We start from the raw sequence: 20,900 nt of genomic DNA, 5'->3' as shown, positions 1-20,900 counted from the left end.
CTTACACCGGTTCGAGATCACCCCTCGCCCATTCCTCCTGCGTTTCCGCCATGAAATCGGCGAAGCGGCCTTCGGCGATCGCCTTGCGGATGCCCTGCATGAGTTCCTGGTAATAGGCGAGATTGTGCCAGGAGAGCAGCATGCCACCGAGCGCCTCGTTGGCGCGGACGAGATGGTGCAGATAGGCGCGCGAATAGTCGCGCGAGGCCGGGCAGTTCGACTGTTCGTCGAGCGGGCGCATATCCTCGGCATGGCGGGCATTGCGGATATTCACCTTGCCGCGGCGGGTAAAAGCCAGGCCATGGCGGCCGGAACGAGTCGGCATGACGCAGTCGAACATGTCGATGCCGCGGGCGACCGATTTCAGGATATCGTCAGGTGTGCCGACGCCCATGAGGTAACGCGGCTTTTCTGTCGGCAGTACCGGCAGCGTCGTTTCCAGCATCTGCAGCATGACGTCCTGCGGCTCACCGACGGCAAGGCCGCCGATCGCATAACCCTTGAGGTCGAGCTGGCTCAACGCCTCGGCCGAACGGATGCGCAGCGCCGGAATGTCGCCGCCCTGGACGATGCCGAACATCGCCTTGCCCGGCTGCTCGCCGAAGGCGACCCGGCAGCGCTCGGCCCAGCGCAGCGACATTTCCATGGCGCGCTCGATCTCCTTCGGCTCGGCCGGCAGCGCCACGCATTCGTCGAGCTGCATCTGGATGTCGGAGCCGAGCAGCCCCTGGATTTCGATAGAGCGCTCCGGCGACATATGGTGGAGGCTGCCGTCGACATGCGACTTGAAGGTGACGCCCTGCTCGTCGAGCTTGCGCAGGCCGGACAGCGACATCACCTGGAAGCCGCCGGAATCGGTCAGGATCGGATGTTCCCAGCGGATGAGCTTGTGCAGGCCGCCGAGACGGGCGACGCGCTCGGCGGACGGGCGCAGCATCAGGTGATAGGTATTGCCGAGGATGATATCGGCGCCGGTCTCGCGCACCTGATCGAGATACATCGCCTTGACCGTACCGACGGTACCGACCGGCATGAAGGCCGGCGTGCGGATCTCGCCGCGCGGCATGGAGATTTTGCCGAGGCGTGCGCCGGCATCGGTCTTCTCAAGGGCGAATTGGAAGTTGTCTGTCATCTGTCTTTCCGGAAAAGAAGGCTCGCGTCGCCGTAGGAGTAGAAGCGGTAGCCCGTCGAAATGGCGTGTTTATAAGCCGCGTGCATGGTTTCGAAGCCGGCAAAGGCCGAGACCAGCATGAACAGCGTCGAGCGCGGCAGGTGGAAATTGGTCATCAGCATGTCGACCGCCTTGAAGCGGTAACCGGGCGTGATGAAGATGCCGGTAGCGCCGGCCCAGGGCATGATCTCTCCGCTTTCCTCGGCTGCACTCTCGATGAGCCGCAACGAAGTCGTGCCGACACAGACGATGCGCCCGCCTCTTTCCCGCACGGCATTCAGCCGGGCGGCGATCTCGGCGCTGACATAGCCGCTTTCCAGATGCATCTTGTGATCGGCGGTATCGTCGGCCTTGACCGGCAGGAAGGTGCCGGCACCGACATGCAGCGTGACGAAATGGCGTTCGATGCCGGCCTTGTCGAGCGCTTCGAACAGCGCAGGCGTGAAATGCAGGCCGGCGGTGGGGGCGGCAACGGCGCCCTCCTCGCGAGCATAGATCGTCTGATAATCCGCGCGGTCGCGCTCGTCCTCGGGACGTTTGGCGGCGATATAGGGCGGCAGTGGGATATGGCCAACGGCGGCGATCGCCTCGTCAAGCGCCGGGCCTGAGAGATCAAACAGCAGCGTCACCTCGCCGGCCTCGCCCTTTTCCTCGACGGTGGCATCGAGCGAGCCGAGGAAACAGCTTTCGGCGGAATGGCCGAAGGAGATGCGATCGCCCTCCTTGATGCGCTTGCCCGGCTTGGCGAAGGCCTTCCAGCGGCTGGGGCCGATGCGCATGTGCAGCGTTGCCGACACCTGCTGGCCGCCGGCGCCGTCGCGATGGCGGATGCCCTCGAGCTGGGCGGGAATGACCTTGGTATCGTTGAAGACCAGCGCATCACCAGCCCGCAGGAAGGATGTGAGATCGCCGACGCGATGGTCCGACAGGCTGTTTTCCGCATTCGGATCGATGACGAGCAGGCGCGCGCTGTCGCGCGGCTCGGCGGGCCGCAACGCTATGCGTTCGTCGGGCAGATCGAAATCGAAAAGGTCTACGCGCATCAGGGCACTTTCAGGCAATGCGAAACCCGCCCCGCGCAGCTATGCGCAAGGGCGGGTTTCAGCAGAAATCACAATCAGACGTCGGCGGCAACCCGCATGGAGACGATCGAGTCCGGATCGGAAACCGGCTCGCCGCGCTTGATCTTATCGACGTTATCCATGCCTTCGATGACCTGGCCCCAGACGGAATACTGCTTGTTCAGCCAAGGCGCGTCGGTGAAGCAGATGAAGAATTGCGAATTGGCCGAGTTCGGGTTCTGCGAACGAGCCATCGAGCAGGTGCCGCGCGTATGCGTGGTCGCAGAGAATTCGGCCTTCAGATCCGGCTTCGAGGAACCGCCCATGCCGGCGCGGCTGGGATTGAAGGTTTCCGAACCCTTCTTGCCGAATTCGACGTCGCCCGTCTGGGCCATGAAATCCTGGATGACGCGGTGGAAAACGACGCCGTCATAGGCCTTCTCGCGGGCGAGTTCCTTGATGCGGGCGACATGCTCCGGCGCGACCTGCGGCAGAAGCTGGATAACAACCTTGCCCTTGGTGGTTTCCAGAATGACGGTGTTTTCGGGATCCTTGATCTCGGCCATTTGCCTTCTCCTCTTGTTTCTCTCGTAACTTACTTCTTGCCCAGGGTGACCTTGATCATCCGATCGGGACTTTTGACTTCGCCGTTCTGGCCTTCACCCTTCTTAATCTTGTCGACGTTCTCCATGCCGGAGACGACCTTGCCGACGACGGTGTACTGGCCGTTCAGGAAGGAGCCTTCGGCGAACATGATGAAGAACTGCGAATTGGCGGAATTCGGATCCTGCGAGCGGGCCATGCCGACCGTACCGCGCACGAACGGGGTCTTGGAGAATTCAGCCGGGATGTCAGACATATCCGAGGAGCCGGTGCCGGCAAGGCTCGCGTCGAAGCCCTTCTCCATATTGCCGTATTTGACGTCGCCGGTCTGAGCCATGAAGCCATCGATGACGCGATGGAAGGCGACGTTGTCGTATTCGCCCTTTTTGGCCAGCGCCTCGATCTGGGCGACATGCTTCGGCGCCACCTCAGGCATGAGCTGGATGACAACAGGGCCATCCTTCAGCTGGATGGTGAGATAATGATCGGCCGACTGGGCGAAGGCATCCCCCGCGAAGGAGGCGAGATACAACACGCCGGCAAATGCGAGATAAAAGAGTTTCATATGAGCTCCATTGCGGCGGGTTCCGCCTAGTCTTTGCGCCTGCTAGTTTGGGCGCTTGGATGTGAGGGCTTGCAAGACGGCGGCCGGCACGAAAGCGCTGACATCGCCGCCCATGGCGGCGATCTGGCGGACCAATGTGGCGGTAATGGGCCGCGAGGCCGTGCCCGCCGGCAAAAAGATGGTCTGGATATCGGGCGCCATCGTCCGGTTCATGCCGGCCATCTGCATTTCGTAATCGAGATCGGTGCCGTCGCGAAGACCGCGGATCAACAGCGTGGCGCCATGGGCACGGGCGGCATCGACGACCAGATTGTCGAAGGCGACGACGGCGATGTCGCCGGTCTTGCCGGGCAGCGCTTCAGCCAGCGAACGGCGGATCAGCTCGGCTCTCTCTTCGAAGGAAAAGAGCGGCGCCTTGCCGGGATGGATGCCGATCGCGACGATCACCTTTTCGGCGACGTTGAGCGCCTGGACCAGAACATCCACATGCCCGTTGGTGATCGGGTCGAAGGACCCCGGATAGAAAGCTGTCGTCATGTGGCTCGACCGTTGGTTTGACGCCTTTTGTCACGGATGCCGCCTTGCCGCAAGTGATTTGCCCAGTCGTTCCCGACGGCTGAACGGCGGATGAATATGCCATTCAAGGCCGTTTCAGACAGGATCTGCTTAACTTCAATCATCAAGTCGGCCGCTGCCATTCCGGCATCCGGCGTTTCCCGAAAGACCAAGTCCATGCTGATCGTGCTCGTTGCACTTGCCGTCGTTTTCTCGCTTGCCGCCGAGATGGCCTATGGCTATTTCGCCGATCGATACGAGATGAGCTGGGTGCGGCCGGAGCTTGCCGAGCATGCGGCGATCGTGCGCGCCCAGGGCCGGCTGCGCGAAGCTTCGAATCTGAATGCCAGATGAACGAGACATTCAAGGTCGCTTCAGATCGGCATTGGTAAACACCCGATCAACATCCGGCGGAACCATTTACAGGCGGATGCGTTCATTCAACCGATACGTAGAGCGGCGCGGAAGGAATAAAAATGCCCGGCAAGATTACGATGATTAACGTGCTCTGGATGGTAATGGTCACGGGCATGCTGACCGCAACTGTCGCTCTCTATGATCAGAAGGTCGATACGTCCAAGGTTTATGGTCCCTATGCTTCGGCCCGCACGGCCGTTCTGGGCCAGTACTGAGGGGCGAGAACGCAACTCCCCAGGAAAGGAATGCCTATGTTCACGATCTTGACAGTGCTCACCGCCCTTATCAGCGTCATGTTCATCGTGTCTGTGGCCTCGACGATTTCAGCGCTCCGGCGCGAAGGCGAAGAGGTGAAGGCTCTGAACGAAAAACATAGAGCGTTCTGACGTCCCTTTCTCTCCTCTTCCCACCCTTGAGTGGCCCCCTTCTGTCGCCAGGGCCATTCAAAGCCGGACGCACCCAGCGTCCGGCTTTTTCTTTGAGTGTCGTCCCGAACCATCATCCGGTTCAAAAAGAAAAGGGCGGCTCGAAGCCGCCCCGCTCATTTGATCATTCCTCCGCAGGCCCGGTCGGATCGCCATCGGCAATCGGTGCCTCGTCGCCAGCAGCTTCGTCGGTAGCACCCTCGTCGGTAGCGGGGGCACCTTCGGCGACCTCGACAGCCTCTTCCGTCTCATCCTCCTCCGGCTCGCTGATGCGCTCGACCGAGACGACTTTCTCGTCCTTGGCCGTCGAGAAGATGGTGACACCCTTGGTGGCGCGGCTGGCGATGCGGATACCGCCGACCGGCACGCGGATCAGCTGACCGCCATCGGAGACCAGCATGATCTGGTCACCGTCATCGACAGGGAAGGCTGCGACCAGCTCGCCGATCTCGCCGGTCTTCGACGTGTCGGTGGCGCGGATGCCCTTGCCGCCGCGGCCGGAGATACGGAAGTCGTAGGAGGACGAACGCTTGCCGAAGCCCTTCTCGGAGACGGTGAGGACGAACTGCTCGAGCTGCTTCAGCTCTTCGTAACGCTCGTCGCTCAGCTGCCCCTCCTCGGTGACTTCCTCGCCGACCAGCGCGATTTCCTCGGCCTCGCCCGTCGTCAGGCGGCGGTCGTTGGCGGCGCGCTTCAGGTAGGCGGCGCGTTCCCATGGCTCGGCGTTGACATGGCGCACAATGGTCATCGAGATGATGCGGTCGCCGCCGGCAAGCGAGATGCCACGCACGCCGATCGAGTTGCGGCCGGCAAAGACCCGGACGTCGTCGACGGAGAAGCGGATGCACTGGCCGAGCGCCGTCGTCAGCAACACGTCGTCATCTTCCGTGCAGGTCTCGACGGAGAGGATTTCGTCGCCCTCCTCTTCGAGCTTCATGGCGATCTTGCCGTTGCGGTTGACCTGGACGAAGTCCGACAGCTTGTTGCGGCGAACCGTGCCGCGCGTCGTCGAGAACATGACGTCGAGATTGTCCCAGCTCACCTCGTCCTCGGGCAAGGGCAGAATGGTGGTGATGCGCTCGCCCGGTGCGAGCGGCAGCATGTTGATCAGCGCCTTGCCACGTGAGGTCGGCGTGCCGATCGGCAGGCGCCAGACCTTCTCCTTGTAGACGATGCCGCGCGAGGAGAAGAACAGAACCGGTGTATGGGTGTTGACGACGAATAGCCGGCTAACAAAATCTTCGTCGCGGGTGGTCATGCCGGAGCGACCCTTGCCGCCGCGGCGCTGGGCGCGGTAGGTGGTGAGCGGCACACGCTTGATATAACCAAGATGCGAGACGGTGACGACCATGTCTTCGCGGGCGATCAGGTCCTCGTCGTCCATTTCGAGACCGCCATCGACGATCTCGGTGCGGCGCGGCGTGCCGAACTCGTCGCGGACGGCGATGAGTTCATCCTTGACGATGGTCTGGATGCGGACGCGCGAGGAGAGAATATCGAGATAATCCTTGATTTCCTCGCCGATCTTGTTGAGTTCGTCGCCGATTTCGTCGCGGCCAAGGGCCGTCAGGCGGGCAAGGCGCAGTTCGAGGATGGCGCGGGCCTGCTCTTCGGAGAGATTGTAGGTCAGGTCGTCATTGATGCGATGGCGCGGATCGTCGATCAGACGGATCAGGCTTTCGACATCTTCGGCCGGCCAGCGGCGGGTCATCAGCTCTTCGCGGGCGGACTGCGGATCGGGCGCCTGGCGGATGACGCGGATGACCTCGTCGATATTGGCGACGGCGATGGCGAGACCGACCAACACATGGGCGCGGTCACGCGCCTTGCGCAGCAGAAATTTCGTTCTCCGGCTAACGACCTCCTCACGGAAGGAGACGAAAGCGCGCAGCATGTCGAGCAGGGTCAGCTGTTCGGGCTTGCCGCCGTTCAGCGCCACCATGTTGCAGCCGAAGGAGGTCTGCAGCGGTGTATAGCGATAAAGCTGGTTGAGGATGACCTCGGCATTGGCATCGCGCTTCAGCTCGACGACGACGCGATAGCCCTGGCGGTCGGATTCGTCGCGCAGATCGGAGATGCCCTCGATGCGCTTGTCTCGCACCAGCTCGGCCATCTTCTCGATCATCGTCGCCTTGTTCACCTGGTAGGGAATCTCGGTGATGATGATCTGCTCGCGGTCACCGCGCATCGGCTCGATGGCGGCGACGCCGCGCATGATGACGGAGCCGCGGCCGGTTTCATAAGCCGAGCGGATGCCGGCACGGCCGAGGATCTTCGCCCCCGTCGGGAAGTCGGGACCGGGAATGATCTGGATCAGTTCCGGCAGCTCGATGGCCGGATCGTCGATCAGCGCGATGCAGCCGTCGATGACTTCGGAGAGATTGTGCGGCGGGATGTTGGTCGCCATGCCGACGGCGATGCCGCCGGCGCCGTTGACGAGCAGGTTCGGGAACTTGGCGGGCACCACGACCGGCTCGGAGAGCGTGCCGTCGTAGTTGTCGCGGAAATCGACGGTTTCCTTGTCGAGATCGTCGAGCAACGAGTGGGCAGCCTTTTCGAGGCGGCATTCGGTATAACGTTCGGCCGCCGGCGGATCACCATCGACCGAACCGAAATTGCCCTGACCGTCGATCAGCGGCAGACGCAGCGACCAGGGCTGCGCCATGCGGGCAAGCGCATCATAGATCGCGGAATTGCCGTGCGGATGGAATTTACCCATCACGTCACCGGTGACGCGGGCGCATTTGACGTATTTCTTGTTCCAGTCGATGCCGAGCTCGGACATGCCGTAGAGGATGCGCCGGTGCACGGGTTTCAGGCCGTCGCGCACGTCGGGGAGCGCGCGGCTGACGATGACGCTCATGGCGTAATCGAGATACGACCGCTGCATTTCCTCCATGATGGAGATGGGCTCGATGCCTGGCGGGAGCTTCCCGCCGCCGGGGGGTGTTTGCTCAGTCAAAACAGATCACGATCTCTTCTAGAATCACTTGAAGATTTATAGCGGAAAGCCTGTTGCCGCGCCAATTTCACAGCACGTTTTGAACAGGCTTTTGCGGCTTAAAGAGGGTAAAACATGCGCGTTGCGCGGCCGGACCGGACAAATCAGCCGCGGGCAGCTGCGGGATATTTGCCAAATCGGAATCCCCGCTTCACAATCATAAAAACCACGCACTCATATGGGGTTCCGGAGAGCTGATGGCAAGCGCCGACCAATTGATCAACGCCTTCACGACGCTTCTCGTCACCATCGATCCGCCGGGGCTCGCACCGATCTTTCTGGGCCTGACGACAGGCATGAGCCGGGTCGAGCGCACACAGGTGGCGCTGCGCGGCTCGGTCATCGCCTTCATCATCCTTGCCGTCTTCGCGCTGTTCGGCGCCGGCGTGCTCGGCGTGCTCGGGATTTCGATCGGCGCCTTCCGCATCGCCGGCGGGCTGCTATTGTTCTGGATCGCCTTCGAGATGGTGTTCGAGAGGCGGCAAGAGCGCAAGGAGAAGGCGACAGAGGCGGCGATCACCAAGGATCATATCGAGAATATCGCCGTCTTTCCCCTCGCCTTGCCGCTGATTGCCGGCCCGGGCGCGATCTCGGCGACGATCCTGCTTGCCGGCACGCTGGCCACCTCGATCGGGAAAGCGCAGCTGATCGGCGTCATTGCCGCCAATATGCTGCTGACCTTCGTCATGCTGCTCATCGCCGAAAGGCTGGACCGTTTCCTCGGCGTCACTGGCCGGGCGATCCTGACACGGCTCCTCGGCGTCATCCTCGCAGCGCTCGCCGCACAATTCGTCGTCGATGGCGCGAAGTCGGCGTTCAATCTGATCAGCGCGACGCCGCACTAAAAATAGCGGCAGATGGTTCAGGCCCATCCGGTGCAGGTTCAACGAAAAAGAGCATGACGCCGTCCAAGGCACCATGCTCTCTCAAGTCTTTCACAAAGCCAAAAAAGGCTACCGATCAGAACGGGATATCGTCGTCGAGATCCCGCGAGAAGTTACCGGCGCCGCCACCGCCGCGGCTCGGCGATGAGGAGGGAGCCGGTGCGCCGTAGTCGTCGCCATAATCGTTGCCGCCAGCGCCAGTGCCACTACCGCGGCTCGCGCCGCCGCCTTCACCGCGGCCGTCGAGCATCGTCAGCGTCGAACCGAAACCCTGCAGCACCACTTCCGTGCTGTAGCGATCCTGGCCCTGCTGGTCCTGCCACTTGCGGGTCTGCAACTGGCCTTCGATATAGAGCTTGGCGCCCTTCTTCACATATTGCTCGACGACCTTGCAGAGGCCTTCGTTGAAGACGACGACCGTGTGCCATTCGGTCTTTTCGCGGCGCTCGCCGGAATTGCGGTCGCGCCAGGTCTCCGAGGTTGCAAGACGGATATTGGCGATCGGCCGGCCATCCTGAGTGCGGCGGATTTCGGGGTCTGCCCCGACGTTTCCAACCAGAATTACCTTATTCACGCTACCAGCCATACTTCTCACCCTGCCTGCCGCCCTGCCCGGCGGCGTTTAATCGATCGGCGCACCTTAAACCATCACGGACCGCCGATGCGCATGGGCGGCATTTAATCCACATGTTTATCCATCAGAAAGCCGCATGCATCCATCAGGAATTTTGTTCTTTATTTGTTCTAGTTTATCCGTATGATCCTGTCAACAGAATCGAAAACCTTGAGCCCTTGCGGATATTCAGCCTCGACTCGCCCGTCGGCATCACTAAATAAGGGCTGTCATCCAGAAAACCAAAGCAGAGACGATGAGCGAACTGAAGACGATCTCCATCCGCGGCGCGCGCGAGCATAATCTCAAGAGCATCGATCTCGATCTGCCGCGTAACAAGCTGATCGTCATGACCGGGCTTTCGGGTTCCGGCAAATCCTCGCTCGCATTCGACACGATCTATGCCGAGGGCCAGCGGCGTTATGTCGAGAGCCTGTCGGCCTATGCCCGGCAGTTTCTCGAGATGATGCAGAAGCCCGACGTCGACCAGATCGACGGGCTGTCGCCGGCGATCTCGATCGAGCAGAAGACCACCTCGCGCAATCCGCGCTCGACGGTCGGCACCGTCACCGAGATCTACGACTACATGCGCCTGCTCTTTGCCCGCGTCGGCGTTCCCTATTCGCCGGCCACCGGCCTGCCGATCGAGAGCCAGACCGTCAGCCAGATGGTGGACCGCATCCTCGATTTCGGCGAAGGCACCCGTCTTTATATTCTTGCGCCGCTCGTGCGCGGCCGCAAGGGCGAATATAAGAAGGAACTGGCCGAGCTGATGAAGAAGGGCTTCCAGCGCGTCAAGGTCGACGGGCAGTTCTACGAGATCGCCGAGGCACCGGTGCTCGACAAGAAATACAAGCACGACATCGACGTGGTGGTCGACCGCATCGTCGTGCGCTCGGATGTCTCGGCGCGCCTGGCCGACAGCCTGGAGACCTGCCTGAAGCTTGCCGACGGGCTGGCGGTCGCAGAATTCGCCGACAAGCCGCTGCCGCCGGAAGAAACGTCGGCCGGCGGCTCGGCCAACAAGTCGCTGAACGAGACGCATGAACGCGTGCTGTTTTCGGAGAAGTTTGCCTGCCCGGTCTCCGGCTTCACCATTCCGGAGATCGAACCCAGGCTCTTCTCCTTCAACAATCCCTTCGGCGCCTGCCCGACCTGCGATGGCCTCGGTGCTCAGCAGAAGATCGATCCGGATCTGATCGTGCCCGAGCCCGAGCGGACGCTGCGCGACGGGGCGATCGCGCCCTGGGCCAAGTCGACCTCGCCCTATTACAATCAGACGTTGGAAGCGCTCGGCAAACATTACGGCTTCAAGCTCGGCACCCGCTGGAACGATCTCTCCGACGAGGCCAAGGACGTCATCCTCAACGGCACCAACGACAAGATCGAATTCCACTATGCCGATGGCGCCCGCTCCTACACGACGCAGAAGAATTTCGAAGGCATCATCACCAATCTCGAGCGCCGCTGGAAAGAGACCGATTCCGCCTGGGCGCGCGAGGATATCGAGCGCTTCATGTCGGCGGCCCCCTGCCCTTCCTGCAACGGCTTCCGCCTGAAACCGGAGGCCTTGGCGGTGAAGATCGACACGCTGCATATCGGCGAAGTGACTGGTATGTCGATCCGCGTCGCCCGCGACTGGTTCGAGACGCTGCCGGCAAGCTTCAATGCCAAGCAGAACGAGATCGCCGTGCGCATCCTCAAGGAAATCCGCGACCGGCTGCGCTTCCTCAACGATGTCGGCCTGGAATATCTCAGCCTGTCGCGCAATTCCGGCACATTGTCGGGCGGCGAAAGCCAACGCATCCGGCTTGCCTCGCAGATCGGTTCGGGGCTGACGGGCGTGCTTTACGTGCTCGACGAACCGTCGATCGGCCTGCATCAGCGCGACAATGCCCGGCTACTCGACACGCTGAAGCACCTGCGCGACATCGGCAACACCGTCATTGTCGTCGAACATGACGAGGATGCGATCCTGTCGGCCGACGACGTGGTCGATATCGGCCCGGCCGCCGGCATTCACGGCGGCCAGGTCATCGCCCATGGCACGCCGCAGGATATCATGGCCAATCCGAAGTCGCTGACCGGCAAATATCTCTCCGGCGAACTCGGCGTCCCCGTTCCCGACGAACGCCGCAAGCCGAAGAAGGGCCGCGAGATCAAGGTGGTCGGCGCGCGCGGCAACAATCTGAAGAACGTCACGGCGTCGATCCCGCTCGGCGTGTTCACGGCGGTGACCGGCGTTTCAGGCGGCGGCAAATCCACCTTCCTGATCGAGACGCTGTATAAATCGGCGGCAAGGCGCGTCATGGGCGCGCGTGAAAACCCGGCCGATCACGACCGCATCGACGGCTTCGAGCATATCGACAAGGTGATCGACATCGACCAATCGCCGATCGGTCGCACACCGCGCTCGAACCCGGCGACCTATACCGGCGCCTTTACGCCGATCCGCGACTGGTTCGCCGGCCTGCCGGAGGCAAAGGCCCGCGGCTACCAGCCGGGCCGCTTCTCCTTCAACGTCAAAGGTGGACGCTGCGAGGCCTGCCAGGGCGACGGCGTCATCAAGATCGAGATGCACTTCCTGCCGGATGTCTACGTCACCTGCGACGTCTGCCACGGCAAGCGCTACAATCGCGAGACACTCAACGTCACCTTCAAACAGAGGTCGATCGCCGACGTGCTCGATATGACCGTGGAGGAAGGTGTCGATTTCTTCGCCGCGGTGCCTGCGGTGCGCGACAAGCTGCAAGCGCTGAAGGATGTCGGTCTCGGCTATATCAAGGTCGGCCAGCAGGCCAATACGCTCTCGGGCGGCGAGGCGCAGCGCGTCAAGCTTGCCAAGGAACTGTCGAAACGCTCGACGGGGCGCACGCTCTACATTCTCGATGAACCGACGACCGGCCTACATTTCCACGACGTCGCCAAGCTGCTCGAAATGCTGCACGAACTGGTCAACCAGGGCAATTCGGTGGTGGTGATCGAGCATAATCTCGAAGTCATCAAGACGGCCGATTGGGTGCTCGATTTCGGCCCCGAAGGCGGCGACGGCGGCGGCGAGATCGTCGCAACCGGTACGCCCGAAGCGATCGTTAAGGAGAAGCGGTCCTATACCGGACAGTTCCTGAAGGAATTGCTGGAACGGCGGCCGGCGAAGAAGGCGGTTGCGGCGGAATGACGATGCGGCCGGCGTCGCCCGATGATCTGGAAACGATCGCGACGCTGACGTCAGCCGCTTATCGGCCTTATAGCGAACTCTTCGGCGCTCCGCCGATGCCGGTGACGGAGGATTACACACCGAGGATCGAACGCGGCGAGGTCTGGCTCTGCGAGATCGGCGGGCAAACGGCCGGCCTGGTGGTCGTCGAGCAGCATTCCGATCACCTCATGCTGTTCAGCATCGCGGTCTCGCCGGCCTTTCAGGGTGCCGGTCATGGACTGGCGATGCTGCGCTGGCTGGAAGGCAAGGCACGGGAATGGGCCGTGCCGGAGATCCGGCTTTACACGAATGCGCGGATGGAGCGGAATATCGCGCTCTACAGCGCCTTCGGGTTTCAGGAAACGGGTCGCCGGCCGAACCCTTATCGGCCAGGATGGACGCTCGTCGACATGACGAAAGAGATCAATGCGGCCTGAGCGGCTGCGAATGGGGAGGACGACATGACGAAATCCGGCACTATCCGCACCGGCATCGGCGGCTGGACCTTCGAGCCCTGGCGCGGGCATTTCTTTCCCGATGACCTGAAACAGAAGGATGAGCTGAATTATGCCAGCCGCCAGCTGAAGGTCATCGAGGTCAACGGCACCTATTACAGCACGCAGAAGCCTGCGGTCTTTGCCAAATGGGCGGCTGATGTGCCCGACGGTTTCATCTTCTCGCTGAAGGCGACCCGTTTCGTCACCAATCGACGGGTGCTTGCCGAAGCCGGTGAGTCGATGGAGCGGTTCCTGTCATCGGGCATCAGCGAACTCGGCGATCATCTCGGGCCGCTGCTGTGGCAGTTCGCACCGACGAAGAGGTTCGATCCGGACGATTTCGAAGCCTTCCTGAAGCTGCTGCCGGCAAAACAGGATGGGCTGGCGCTCCGCCACGTGGTCGAAGTACGGCACGATTCCTTCAAGGTGCCGGAGTTCGTGGCGCTGCTTTCGAAATACGGCGTGGCGCCGGTCTGTGCCGAACATTTCGAATATCCGATGATCGCCGACGTCACGGCCGATTTCGTCTATGCCAGGCTGCAGAAGGGCTCGGACGATATTCCGACCTGCTACCCGGAGAAGGACCTGAAGGCCTGGGCAACCCGGCTGGAGACCTGGGCCGAAGGCAAGGTTCCCGACGATCTGCCGCTGATCGATGGAGATCGTAAGGTGAGGGTCGAGCCACGCGACGTCTTCGCCTTCATGATTCATGAAGGCAAGGTCAATGCGCCGCATGGGGCGATCGCCCTGCAGCAGGCGTTGGCGAAATAGGCGGGGCTCGATAGTCACAAAAGGATCGTGACCTTGTGGGTATCACATCGTCAGACACGCATTGCATGAGGGCATCATGAGCGTGGTAACCTGGGAGCCCGCATGAGCGTTGCCGCATCCTATCTGTATCGCGACGGACGCCGGGTCGAGGCTGTCCCTTTCGAGGCTGCCTCCATTCCGGCGACGGATAATGAATTCATCTGGATCGGCCTGCACAAGCCCAGCCGGGACGAACTCCTGCTGCTGCAAAGCCGTTTTGGCCTTCACGAACTCTCGATCGCCGATGCGCTCAGTTCCCTGCAGATGCCGAAGCTCAGCGTTTATGACAACCAGCTGTTCGTCATCGCAAAGACGGCGCAGCTTGAGGGAGATCATATCACCTACGGGGAAACCGCAATTTTCGTCGGCAAGCGCTATATCATCACCGTGCGGAATGGCTCGGAGCGCGGGCACGGAGAGCTGCGCGGCCGGCTGGAGACTTCGCCGAAGACGCTCTGCCATGGCACTGACTACATTCTGCATGCCATTCTCGATTTCATTGTCGACGGCTACCTTCCCATCGTGCGCACGATCGAGGATGCCGTTCTCGACATGGAACGAAAGATGCTCGACGCGTTTCTCGACCGCAGCCAGATCACCCGGATTTTCAAGTTGCGGCGGGAAATCATTCTGTTTCAGCGGGTGCTGGACGCAATGCTCGACCTTTGCGGCAAGCTCTACCATCTCGACCTGCCGTCGCTTGACAGGGAAGCGAAGCCCTATTTCCGCGATGCGCTTCAGCACATGCACCGTGTCGAGACGATGGTTGCAAGCTTGCGCGACGTGATCACATCGGTTTTCGAAGCGAGCAATCTGCTTGAACAGCAAAGACAGGGCACGATCACCCGGCAGCTGGCGGCCTGGGCTGCCATTCTCGCCGTTCCGACGGCAATCGCCGGTATCTACGGCATGAATTTCGACAATATGCCCGAGCTGAAAACCAGCTACGGTTATTTTGTCGTTTTGGCAGTCATCGCTGTCATGTGCATCGGACTTTTCATCCGTTTCAAGCGCGCCCGCTGGATATGACGGATTGCTCGTCGATGGACGACGGTTTCATTTCTTCCCGTCCGCCAGCGCCTCTTTCCGGCGGCGCGGCAGGAGCGATTTGAGGTAGCGCCAGATCGGCGAGACGATATAGCCTGCGACCGGAATAGCGATCAAGCCGGCGACGATACCGACGATGCCCGCTCCTGCGGCCTCGACGATCCAGCTGAGCACCGATGCCAGAGCGGGAATGGCATGCGCGGTCGCCTCGCCGGCATCATGGATCAGATGTGCAAGGCCGCCGATGCCATAGGCTTCGAGGCCGTGAACGATGATGCCGCCGCCGACCCAGATCATGGCGGCCGTTCCGACAATGCCAAGCAGTTTCAGAAAATAAGGCATGCCCGTGACAAGCCCCTTTCCGATCGAACGCAAGAAGGCGCCGATCGGAGAGGCGGTGCGCGCACGCGCCAGCATCAGACCCAGATCATCGGCCTTGACGATAAGCGCCACGCCGCCATAGACCAAGACCGTGATGCCCAGTCCCACGACGGCGAGGATGAGGGCCTGGGTGAACATGCCGCCTGACGGCACTGCGGCAAGCGTAATCGCCATGATTTCCGCCGACAGGATAAAATCCGTCTTGATTGCGCCGGCAACCTTCTCGTCTTCTATCGATTTGGCATCGAGGCTCGTTGCCTCGAGTGCCGATTCATGGGCGTGGGCCGCATGCGGCAGCACCAGCCCGTAGACTTTTTCCACGCCTTCGTAGCAGAGGTAAAGCCCGCCGATCATCAGCAGCGGCGTGATCGCCTGCGGGGCGACGAGACTCAGGATAAGCGCTGCGGGAAGCAGGATCAGCAGCTTGTTCTTCAGCGAGCCGAGCGCGATCCTGCCGATGATCGGCAGTTCGCGCGCTGGCGAAAATCCGGTGACGTAACGCGGCGTGACCGCCGCATCGTCGATGACGACGCCAGCCGCTTTCGCGCCTGCCTTGGCAGCCTGGCCGGCAATATCGTCGAGCGATGCCGCAGCCACCTTGGCCAATGCCGCGATATCATCAAGAAGGGCGATCAGGCCAATACTCATTCGAGCCTCCGTCGGGAAGACAGACTTACACAGTGAAAACGGAAAGCCCGTCAACGAGACGTAGCATCCTCCGGCGGGAAGATGCCACGCAAGGATCGCGACGACAATGGCCGTTATTCAGCCGGCATCGGGCTCAAGCCGCCCTCGTCCAGCGGAGGACGGACCTGCCGTTCCCGTTTCTGAGAAGCCCGCGACAGAACGCTCTGCCGGTTCACGGATTTGCGCTCCTCGTCGATGCGGCGGATCAGAATCTCCGCGCGCTCGACCGAGCCGAGAAGCGCCAGGATCGTGCCGCGTTCAGCCGCGCCGGCATTCGGGCCAAGCGCCAGTGTCTGAGCCCGAAGTTCGGTGACGGTGGGGAGGCTGACATGGCCGGCCGGCATCGAGGGACGAACCACGCCATAGTCGGGCATGATTTCCTGCAAAGAGGCATCGAGCTTGCTCAATGCCTGGTTGACGATCGCCAGAGCGGGCTCGCTGAATTTTTCACGCTTCACGCGCCGGGCGACCTGATGCATCGATTCCGTCAACGCAGCGGTGAAATCCGCCTCCTCGATCAGGCTGGCAACCAGATCGAGTTGCTCGTAAGGCAGATCCTCCTTCATCAGCGATGCGGTGTAGTCGCGAATGTCGCGGCTGAGGATATCGGTGGCGAGATAGTGTTCGCCCGGGTCCGATGGCGCCGACTTGGCAGACCGGGCAATATCCAGGAACATCGCGCCGGCCTGCAGATGCCGCGCGGTCTCCTGCTGGACGGCTGGAACGGCCCGCGCGAAGTCGCTCGTGAGCCTGCGATCGAGGAATTTCGGCGTCGAATAGTCTTCGACATCCTCCGCATCGGTGCGGCCAATACGCGACAAGACACGTTCGAACACGCTGACGAAAGGAAACAGCAGCGCCGTATTGAAGACGTTGAAGAAGGTTGAATAGAGACCGACAGCGACCGGGACCAGCGGAAATGTCTCCTTGCCCTCGATGACGACAGGAACGCCGGGATCGCCGCCGAACCACTGCATCGCCCATGCCAGAACGTCGATCGAGACGAAGAACAAGGGCACGGTGATACAGACGCCGATAATGTTGAAGGACATATGGGCGTAGGCAGCGCGTTTGGCGTTCTTCGACAGATTGAGCGAGGCAATCCAGGAGGTGATCGTGGTTCCGAGATCGGCACCCAGCGAGAAGGCAACCGCCGTCGTCCAGTCAAGGACACCAGCCGCGCCAAGCCCCATGACGATACCGATCGTCGCCGACGAGGAGTGGATCATCGCGGTGACGCCGGCAGCGATCAGCACGCACTTGATCAGGTTGTAATAGGAGTCGGCGGTCAGCGTCGACAGAACGTCCATGACCTCCGGTATGTTGCGCAGCGGCCGAAGGCCGCCGGTCATCAGATTGAGACCGTAGAAAATCAGCGCGAAGCCCATGCAGGCAAGCGCGACGTTGCGGATCCGCTCGCTCTTGGCAAAGCAGTAAACCAGCGAAAAAACGCCCGCAAAGATCAGGCCAAGAGGACCGAGCGGCAAGGCGATCAGGCCGTTTCCGAGCGTCGTTCCGATGTTGGCGCCCATGATGACGCTGATCGCCGGACGCAATCCGACAACACCGGCATTGACGAGGCCGACGACCATGACCGTCATTGCCGTCGATGACTGGATGACGCCGGTGATGAGAGTTCCGGCGATCACGCCCTTGATCGGCGTGCCTGCCGCTTTTGCGAGAAATGCGCGCATCTTGTTGACGGAGAGTGCCTGGATGCCGTTCGACATGAACTCCAGACCGAGCATGAATATCCCCAGCCCGCCGATAACGGGCACAAGAATATCCTTGAAAATGTCGATGTTCATTACGCCTTACCCCCTTGGCGCCAAAATGGCGCGCTTCAACGACGCTCCGCGCCTCACATGCCCGATTTCCTACGGTCGGGGATGTCCCGGCCGCGTATCATGCGCGCGAACGATTTACTGGCTCGCGGATGCATCCTGCTTCAGCCAGTATTTGACGATCTGACTGACGAGCTGCGGCGGCAAAGGCACATAGCCCAGCGCTTCGGCGTCCTTACTGCCTGTCTCGAACGCCAGGCGGAAAAAATCATGCACGCGGCGATAGCGATTGGGCGCCTGTCCCGTCATGGGAACGACAGCAAATGTCGCCCCGCTGATTGGATAGGCCGCCTCTCCCGGTTGATCCGTGAGCGACACCGAAAAATCCTTCGCTTCATCCCATGAGGCGGTGCTGGCGGCAGCCCGCACGCCATCCGGTCCCGGTTTTACGAACTGGCCCGATTTGTTCTGAACAGCGGCATAGGGCAGGTTTGCGCGTTCGACCTGGCCAAAATCGGCATAGGCGATCGCCCCCTTGGTTGCCTGCACTGCGCGAATGAGATCCCCGGTTCCCTCGACACTCGTCCCCACAGGCCAGGCGATCAGCGTATCCGCTCCATGTGCCGCCTTCCATTCCGGGCTTGCCGAGGTCAGGTATTCGGTGAACATGAAGGTGGTGCCTGACCCGTCCTTGCGGGTAACCGGGCTGATTTTCTGATCGGGAAGGCTGATCGCCGGGTTGATCGCCTTGATGGCAGGATCGGCCCATGACTGGATCTTGCCGAGATAGATATTCGCAAGCAGCGGGCCAGTCAGGTTGATACGGCCCTTGTCGATACCGTCAAGGTTGACGGCAATCGCCACACTGCCGAGCACGATCGGAAACTGCTGGCGGCCATGCTTCAAAAGCTCGTCGTGGGAGACAGGCACATCGGTCGCAGCGAAATCCAGCTCCGGCTGGTCAAGGCGCATCAGACCTGCCAGCGAACCGACGAGCTCGTAGTCTACCGTCCAATCGGGTGAGCTGAAGTCGCCGTCATCCATCCGCGCCTTCTCATAGATCTCCGCCCACTTCGCGATGATGGGTGCCGCGAATGTGGAGCCGGCGCCGCGAATGGGCTCGGCCATGGCTGCAGGAGCGATGAAGAGTGAACCGACAATTGCCGCAAGTCCGGCAAAGCGGGCGGCGGTCGTCACTCTGTGGACTTGCCGAAAAAAACGTTCCATCGGCGCTTCCCCCTCGCAACCGTTTACTGCGGACTTCGATCAGAATTCACACCAGATCAGCTCAGGACCGGCCGTACGAACCCCCGTGGTTCAGCCGACAGGAATTCCTGACACCATTAAGTATTTCCATTCATTAACATTTTAATGACAGTTTAGTTTTACGGATTGCTGATTCGGGGCGCAGGACATTCTTTCGCTGATCGATGTCGCTCTAAAAATTCGAAATAAAACCCGTCACTCAACTGACACGTCGGCCGCATTTACAATGTTAAAACAACCCAGCCTACGCCACGGCCAGACATGTCGGGGACAGTGCGGATTGCTTCTGCGTTCGAGGTGCAGGAGGATGCGGCGGCGCTAAAGCGGCAATACCTCGGCTGCAAGCTCCTCCGCCGTCAGCCCCTTGCCGGCACGTTGGCCGGCCTCGCCGTGCAGCCAGACGCCGGCGGCCGCGGCCTCGAAGGCCGGCAGGCCCTGGGCGAGCAATCCGCCGATGATGCCGGCAAGCACGTCGCCTGAGCCGGCGGTGGCAAGCCAGACGGGAGCGTTGGTATTGATGAGCGCACGGCCGTCGGGTGCGGCGATGACGGTATCGGCGCCTTTGTAAATGATCGCGGCATTGGCGCGGCGGGAGGCGGCGACAGCCTTATCCACCTTGCCGAGTCCATCGTCGCCGCCGATATCGGGAAAGAGCCGCGCGAATTCGCCCTCGTGCGGTGTCAACACCAGACGCGGCTCACCTCGGAAGAGATCAAACAGCTGTTGCGGATCATCCTTGAACGAGGAGATGCCGTCGGCATCGAGCACCAGGTGGCGATCGGCAAGGGCCGAGACGAAGCCGCGTGCCCTGGCGCCGATGCCGAAGCCGGGGCCGAGGACGAAGGTCTGCAGCCGCTTGTCGGAGAGCCAGTCGCCGAGGTCGGCCTCGTCGTCGATGGCATGCAGCATGACGGCTGTCAGATGCGCGGCATTGGCGGCCATCGCCGCGCGGGGGGCGGCGATCGTCACCAGGCCGGCGCCGGCCTTCAGGCCAGAGATTGCCGACATGCGTGCCGCACCCGTCTTGTCGGCCTCGCCCGAGAAGACGACCAGATGACCGCGCTTGTATTTGTGGGTTTCCAGTTGCTCGGCCGGCAGCGCACTCTTCCAGGCATCCGGCGTGTTCTCGGCGATGAGGCCGCCTGCCTCAGCCCTGACGATGCGGGCCGGGATACCGATGTCGAAGACCTCCAGTTCACCGCAAAGCTCTCTGCCCGGCATCAGCAGATGGCCGGGCTTGCGGGTCATGAAGGTGATGGTGTTGCAGGCCCGGAAGGCGGCACCCAGCACCTTTCCGGTACGGCCATCGAGGCCGGAGGGTAGATCGATGGCGAGCACGGGAATACTGGCCTCGGTGACGCGCTCGATCAGCGCACGCACATCGGCCGACACTTCGCGGCCAAGCCCCGCCCCGAACAGGCCATCGATGACGACGTCGCCGGTTTCCGGCCGATAGAGGTCGAGTTCCTGTCCCTCAAGCGCGCAGCCTGTGCGGGCACGCGCGGCATCGCCCTTCAGCCTCACGGGATCGCCAAGGTGGAAGAGAGCCACTCTCGCCCCGCTCTCATGCAGGTGACGTGCTGCGACATAGGCGTCGCCGCCATTGTTGCCGGGTCCGCAGAAGACGGCGAAACGCAATGCTCCGGGATGAAGGCGCAGAGCAGCGGCCGCGACCGCGGCACCTGCCCTCTCCATCAGGCCGAAGGAGTCGATGCCGGATGCGGCCGCGGCAGCGTCGACGGCGGCCATTTCGGCAGGCGTGAGAAGAAGGTCGGACAGATGTTTGCTCATCATCCTATTCAATCAAAAAACGCCTAAAAAACAACCGCCTGAAATACCAAAGAGAAGGACTCCATTTAGGCATTTGCCTATATTTTCATCTCAGCGTGATGTTTATTCGCAGTTGCGAAAATACATGAGTTTTTCCGTTTCCG

At 61.5% G+C, this 20,900-nt stretch carries 19 protein-coding genes; 8 read left to right on the top strand and 11 right to left on the bottom strand.

What is annotated here, in order from left to right:
• Position 1: 1 nt before the first annotated feature.
• The 5 genes from tgt to coaD form a co-directional block, all read right to left on the bottom strand.
• Positions 2-1,132, bottom strand: a complete 1,131-nt coding sequence (gene tgt, locus V8P77_RS07705; protein ID WP_335911476.1) for a tRNA guanosine(34) transglycosylase Tgt — start codon at positions 1,130-1,132, stop codon at positions 2-4.
• Entirely contained in the window at positions 1,129-2,214 is a 1,086-nt protein-coding gene (gene queA, locus V8P77_RS07700) for a tRNA preQ1(34) S-adenosylmethionine ribosyltransferase-isomerase QueA (protein WP_335911475.1), read from the bottom strand. The genes tgt and queA overlap by 4 nt, the downstream gene beginning before the upstream one ends.
• A gap of 74 nt (positions 2,215-2,288) precedes the next feature.
• Positions 2,289-2,798 (bottom strand): peptidylprolyl isomerase, encoded by a 510-nt coding sequence (locus tag V8P77_RS07695; RefSeq protein WP_003539661.1) that lies wholly within the window; start codon positions 2,796-2,798, stop codon positions 2,289-2,291.
• A gap of 29 nt (positions 2,799-2,827) precedes the next feature.
• Positions 2,828-3,400, bottom strand: a complete 573-nt coding sequence (locus V8P77_RS07690; RefSeq protein ID WP_131622713.1) for a peptidylprolyl isomerase — start codon at positions 3,398-3,400, stop codon at positions 2,828-2,830.
• Positions 3,401-3,442: 42 nt separating this feature from the next.
• Positions 3,443-3,937: a pantetheine-phosphate adenylyltransferase gene (coaD, locus tag V8P77_RS07685; RefSeq protein ID WP_065279928.1), complete on the bottom strand. Its 495-nt coding sequence runs from the start codon at positions 3,935-3,937 to the stop codon at positions 3,443-3,445.
• A gap of 90 nt (positions 3,938-4,027) precedes the next feature.
• Here coaD and V8P77_RS07680 point away from each other — a divergent pair, with 90 nt between their 5' ends.
• From V8P77_RS07680 to V8P77_RS07670, 3 genes are all read left to right on the top strand, one after another.
• Positions 4,028-4,309: a hypothetical protein gene (locus tag V8P77_RS07680; RefSeq protein WP_335911474.1), complete on the top strand. Its 282-nt coding sequence runs from the start codon at positions 4,028-4,030 to the stop codon at positions 4,307-4,309.
• 122 nt (positions 4,310-4,431) lie between these two features.
• Positions 4,432-4,587, top strand: a complete 156-nt coding sequence (locus tag V8P77_RS07675) for a hypothetical protein (protein ID WP_003539654.1) — start codon at positions 4,432-4,434, stop codon at positions 4,585-4,587.
• Between the two features lie 36 nt (positions 4,588-4,623).
• Entirely contained in the window at positions 4,624-4,758 is a 135-nt protein-coding gene (locus V8P77_RS07670; protein WP_018445350.1) for a hypothetical protein, read from the top strand.
• Positions 4,759-4,921: 163 nt separating this feature from the next.
• Here the strand turns inward: V8P77_RS07670 and gyrA are convergent, their stop codons facing one another.
• On the bottom strand, positions 4,922-7,759 hold the full coding sequence (gyrA, locus tag V8P77_RS07665; protein ID WP_335911473.1) for a DNA gyrase subunit A: 2,838 nt from the start codon (positions 7,757-7,759) through the stop codon (positions 4,922-4,924).
• Between the two features lie 236 nt (positions 7,760-7,995).
• Between gyrA and V8P77_RS07660 the strand changes: the two genes are divergently transcribed.
• Complete coding sequence (locus tag V8P77_RS07660; protein WP_335911472.1) at positions 7,996-8,643, top strand: MarC family protein; 648 nt, start codon at positions 7,996-7,998, stop codon at positions 8,641-8,643.
• Positions 8,644-8,758: 115 nt separating this feature from the next.
• Here V8P77_RS07660 and V8P77_RS07655 read toward each other — a convergent pair whose 3' ends face one another.
• A complete protein-coding gene (locus tag V8P77_RS07655; RefSeq protein WP_335911471.1) occupies positions 8,759-9,268 on the bottom strand; it encodes a single-stranded DNA-binding protein in 510 nt (169 codons plus the stop codon).
• 283 nt (positions 9,269-9,551) lie between these two features.
• On the opposite strand from V8P77_RS07655, the gene uvrA reads away from it, so the two are divergent.
• The 4 genes from uvrA (at position 9,552) to V8P77_RS07635 (ending at position 14,830) form a co-directional block, all read left to right on the top strand.
• Positions 9,552-12,473, top strand: coding sequence for an excinuclease ABC subunit UvrA (uvrA, locus tag V8P77_RS07650; protein WP_221963559.1), 2,922 nt, complete (start codon positions 9,552-9,554; stop codon positions 12,471-12,473).
• On the top strand, positions 12,470-12,931 hold the full coding sequence (locus V8P77_RS07645) for a GNAT family N-acetyltransferase (RefSeq protein WP_105005991.1): 462 nt from the start codon (positions 12,470-12,472) through the stop codon (positions 12,929-12,931). The genes uvrA and V8P77_RS07645 overlap by 4 nt, the downstream gene beginning before the upstream one ends.
• 24 nt (positions 12,932-12,955) lie before the next feature.
• Positions 12,956-13,762, top strand: a complete 807-nt coding sequence (locus tag V8P77_RS07640) for a DUF72 domain-containing protein (protein WP_335911470.1) — start codon at positions 12,956-12,958, stop codon at positions 13,760-13,762.
• 102 nt (positions 13,763-13,864) lie between these two features.
• Complete coding sequence (locus V8P77_RS07635) at positions 13,865-14,830, top strand: magnesium and cobalt transport protein CorA (RefSeq protein WP_335911469.1); 966 nt, start codon at positions 13,865-13,867, stop codon at positions 14,828-14,830.
• Between the two features lie 27 nt (positions 14,831-14,857).
• On the opposite strand, the gene V8P77_RS07630 is transcribed toward V8P77_RS07635, so the two are convergent.
• From V8P77_RS07630 to V8P77_RS07615, 4 genes are all read right to left on the bottom strand, one after another.
• Entirely contained in the window at positions 14,858-15,877 is a 1,020-nt protein-coding gene (locus tag V8P77_RS07630; protein WP_335911468.1) for a DUF808 domain-containing protein, read from the bottom strand.
• 113 nt (positions 15,878-15,990) lie between these two features.
• On the bottom strand, positions 15,991-17,724 hold the full coding sequence (locus V8P77_RS07625) for a Na/Pi cotransporter family protein (protein WP_335911467.1): 1,734 nt from the start codon (positions 17,722-17,724) through the stop codon (positions 15,991-15,993).
• Between the two features lie 114 nt (positions 17,725-17,838).
• A complete protein-coding gene (gene pstS / locus V8P77_RS07620; protein WP_335911466.1) occupies positions 17,839-18,927 on the bottom strand; it encodes a phosphate ABC transporter substrate-binding protein PstS in 1,089 nt (362 codons plus the stop codon).
• Between the two features lie 357 nt (positions 18,928-19,284).
• On the bottom strand, positions 19,285-20,757 hold the full coding sequence (locus V8P77_RS07615) for an NAD(P)H-hydrate dehydratase (RefSeq protein ID WP_335911465.1): 1,473 nt from the start codon (positions 20,755-20,757) through the stop codon (positions 19,285-19,287).
• Positions 20,758-20,900 lie beyond the last annotated feature (143 nt).

The sequence above is a fragment of the Rhizobium aouanii genome, from assembly GCF_037002925.1.
GTDB lineage: Bacteria > Pseudomonadota > Alphaproteobacteria > Rhizobiales > Rhizobiaceae > Rhizobium > Rhizobium aouanii.
Note: the sequence above shows the minus strand (reverse complement) of the source record. Positions and strands in the feature narration are given on the sequence as shown.

Coding starts and splice junctions, on each gene's coding strand:
- queA (WP_335911475.1), bottom strand. CDS start 2,214: ATGCGCGTAGACCTTTTCGATTTCGATCTGCCCGACGAACGCATAGCG.
- V8P77_RS07655 (WP_335911471.1), bottom strand. CDS start 9,268: ATGGCTGGTAGCGTGAATAAGGTAATTCTGGTTGGAAACGTCGGGGCA.
- V8P77_RS07645 (WP_105005991.1), top strand. CDS start 12,470: ATGACGATGCGGCCGGCGTCGCCCGATGATCTGGAAACGATCGCGACG.
- V8P77_RS07680 (WP_335911474.1), top strand. CDS start 4,028: ATGAATATGCCATTCAAGGCCGTTTCAGACAGGATCTGCTTAACTTCA.
- coaD (WP_065279928.1), bottom strand. CDS start 3,937: ATGACGACAGCTTTCTATCCGGGGTCCTTCGACCCGATCACCAACGGG.
- V8P77_RS07695 (WP_003539661.1), bottom strand. CDS start 2,798: ATGGCCGAGATCAAGGATCCCGAAAACACCGTCATTCTGGAAACCACC.
- pstS (WP_335911466.1), bottom strand. CDS start 18,927: ATGGAACGTTTTTTTCGGCAAGTCCACAGAGTGACGACCGCCGCCCGC.
- V8P77_RS07630 (WP_335911468.1), bottom strand. CDS start 15,877: ATGAGTATTGGCCTGATCGCCCTTCTTGATGATATCGCGGCATTGGCC.
- V8P77_RS07635 (WP_335911469.1), top strand. CDS start 13,865: ATGAGCGTTGCCGCATCCTATCTGTATCGCGACGGACGCCGGGTCGAG.
- V8P77_RS07690 (WP_131622713.1), bottom strand. CDS start 3,400: ATGAAACTCTTTTATCTCGCATTTGCCGGCGTGTTGTATCTCGCCTCC.
- tgt (WP_335911476.1), bottom strand. CDS start 1,132: ATGACAGACAACTTCCAATTCGCCCTTGAGAAGACCGATGCCGGCGCA.
- V8P77_RS07675 (WP_003539654.1), top strand. CDS start 4,432: ATGCCCGGCAAGATTACGATGATTAACGTGCTCTGGATGGTAATGGTC.
- V8P77_RS07640 (WP_335911470.1), top strand. CDS start 12,956: ATGACGAAATCCGGCACTATCCGCACCGGCATCGGCGGCTGGACCTTC.
- V8P77_RS07660 (WP_335911472.1), top strand. CDS start 7,996: ATGGCAAGCGCCGACCAATTGATCAACGCCTTCACGACGCTTCTCGTC.
- V8P77_RS07615 (WP_335911465.1), bottom strand. CDS start 20,757: ATGAGCAAACATCTGTCCGACCTTCTTCTCACGCCTGCCGAAATGGCC.
- V8P77_RS07625 (WP_335911467.1), bottom strand. CDS start 17,724: ATGAACATCGACATTTTCAAGGATATTCTTGTGCCCGTTATCGGCGGG.
- V8P77_RS07670 (WP_018445350.1), top strand. CDS start 4,624: ATGTTCACGATCTTGACAGTGCTCACCGCCCTTATCAGCGTCATGTTC.
- uvrA (WP_221963559.1), top strand. CDS start 9,552: ATGAGCGAACTGAAGACGATCTCCATCCGCGGCGCGCGCGAGCATAAT.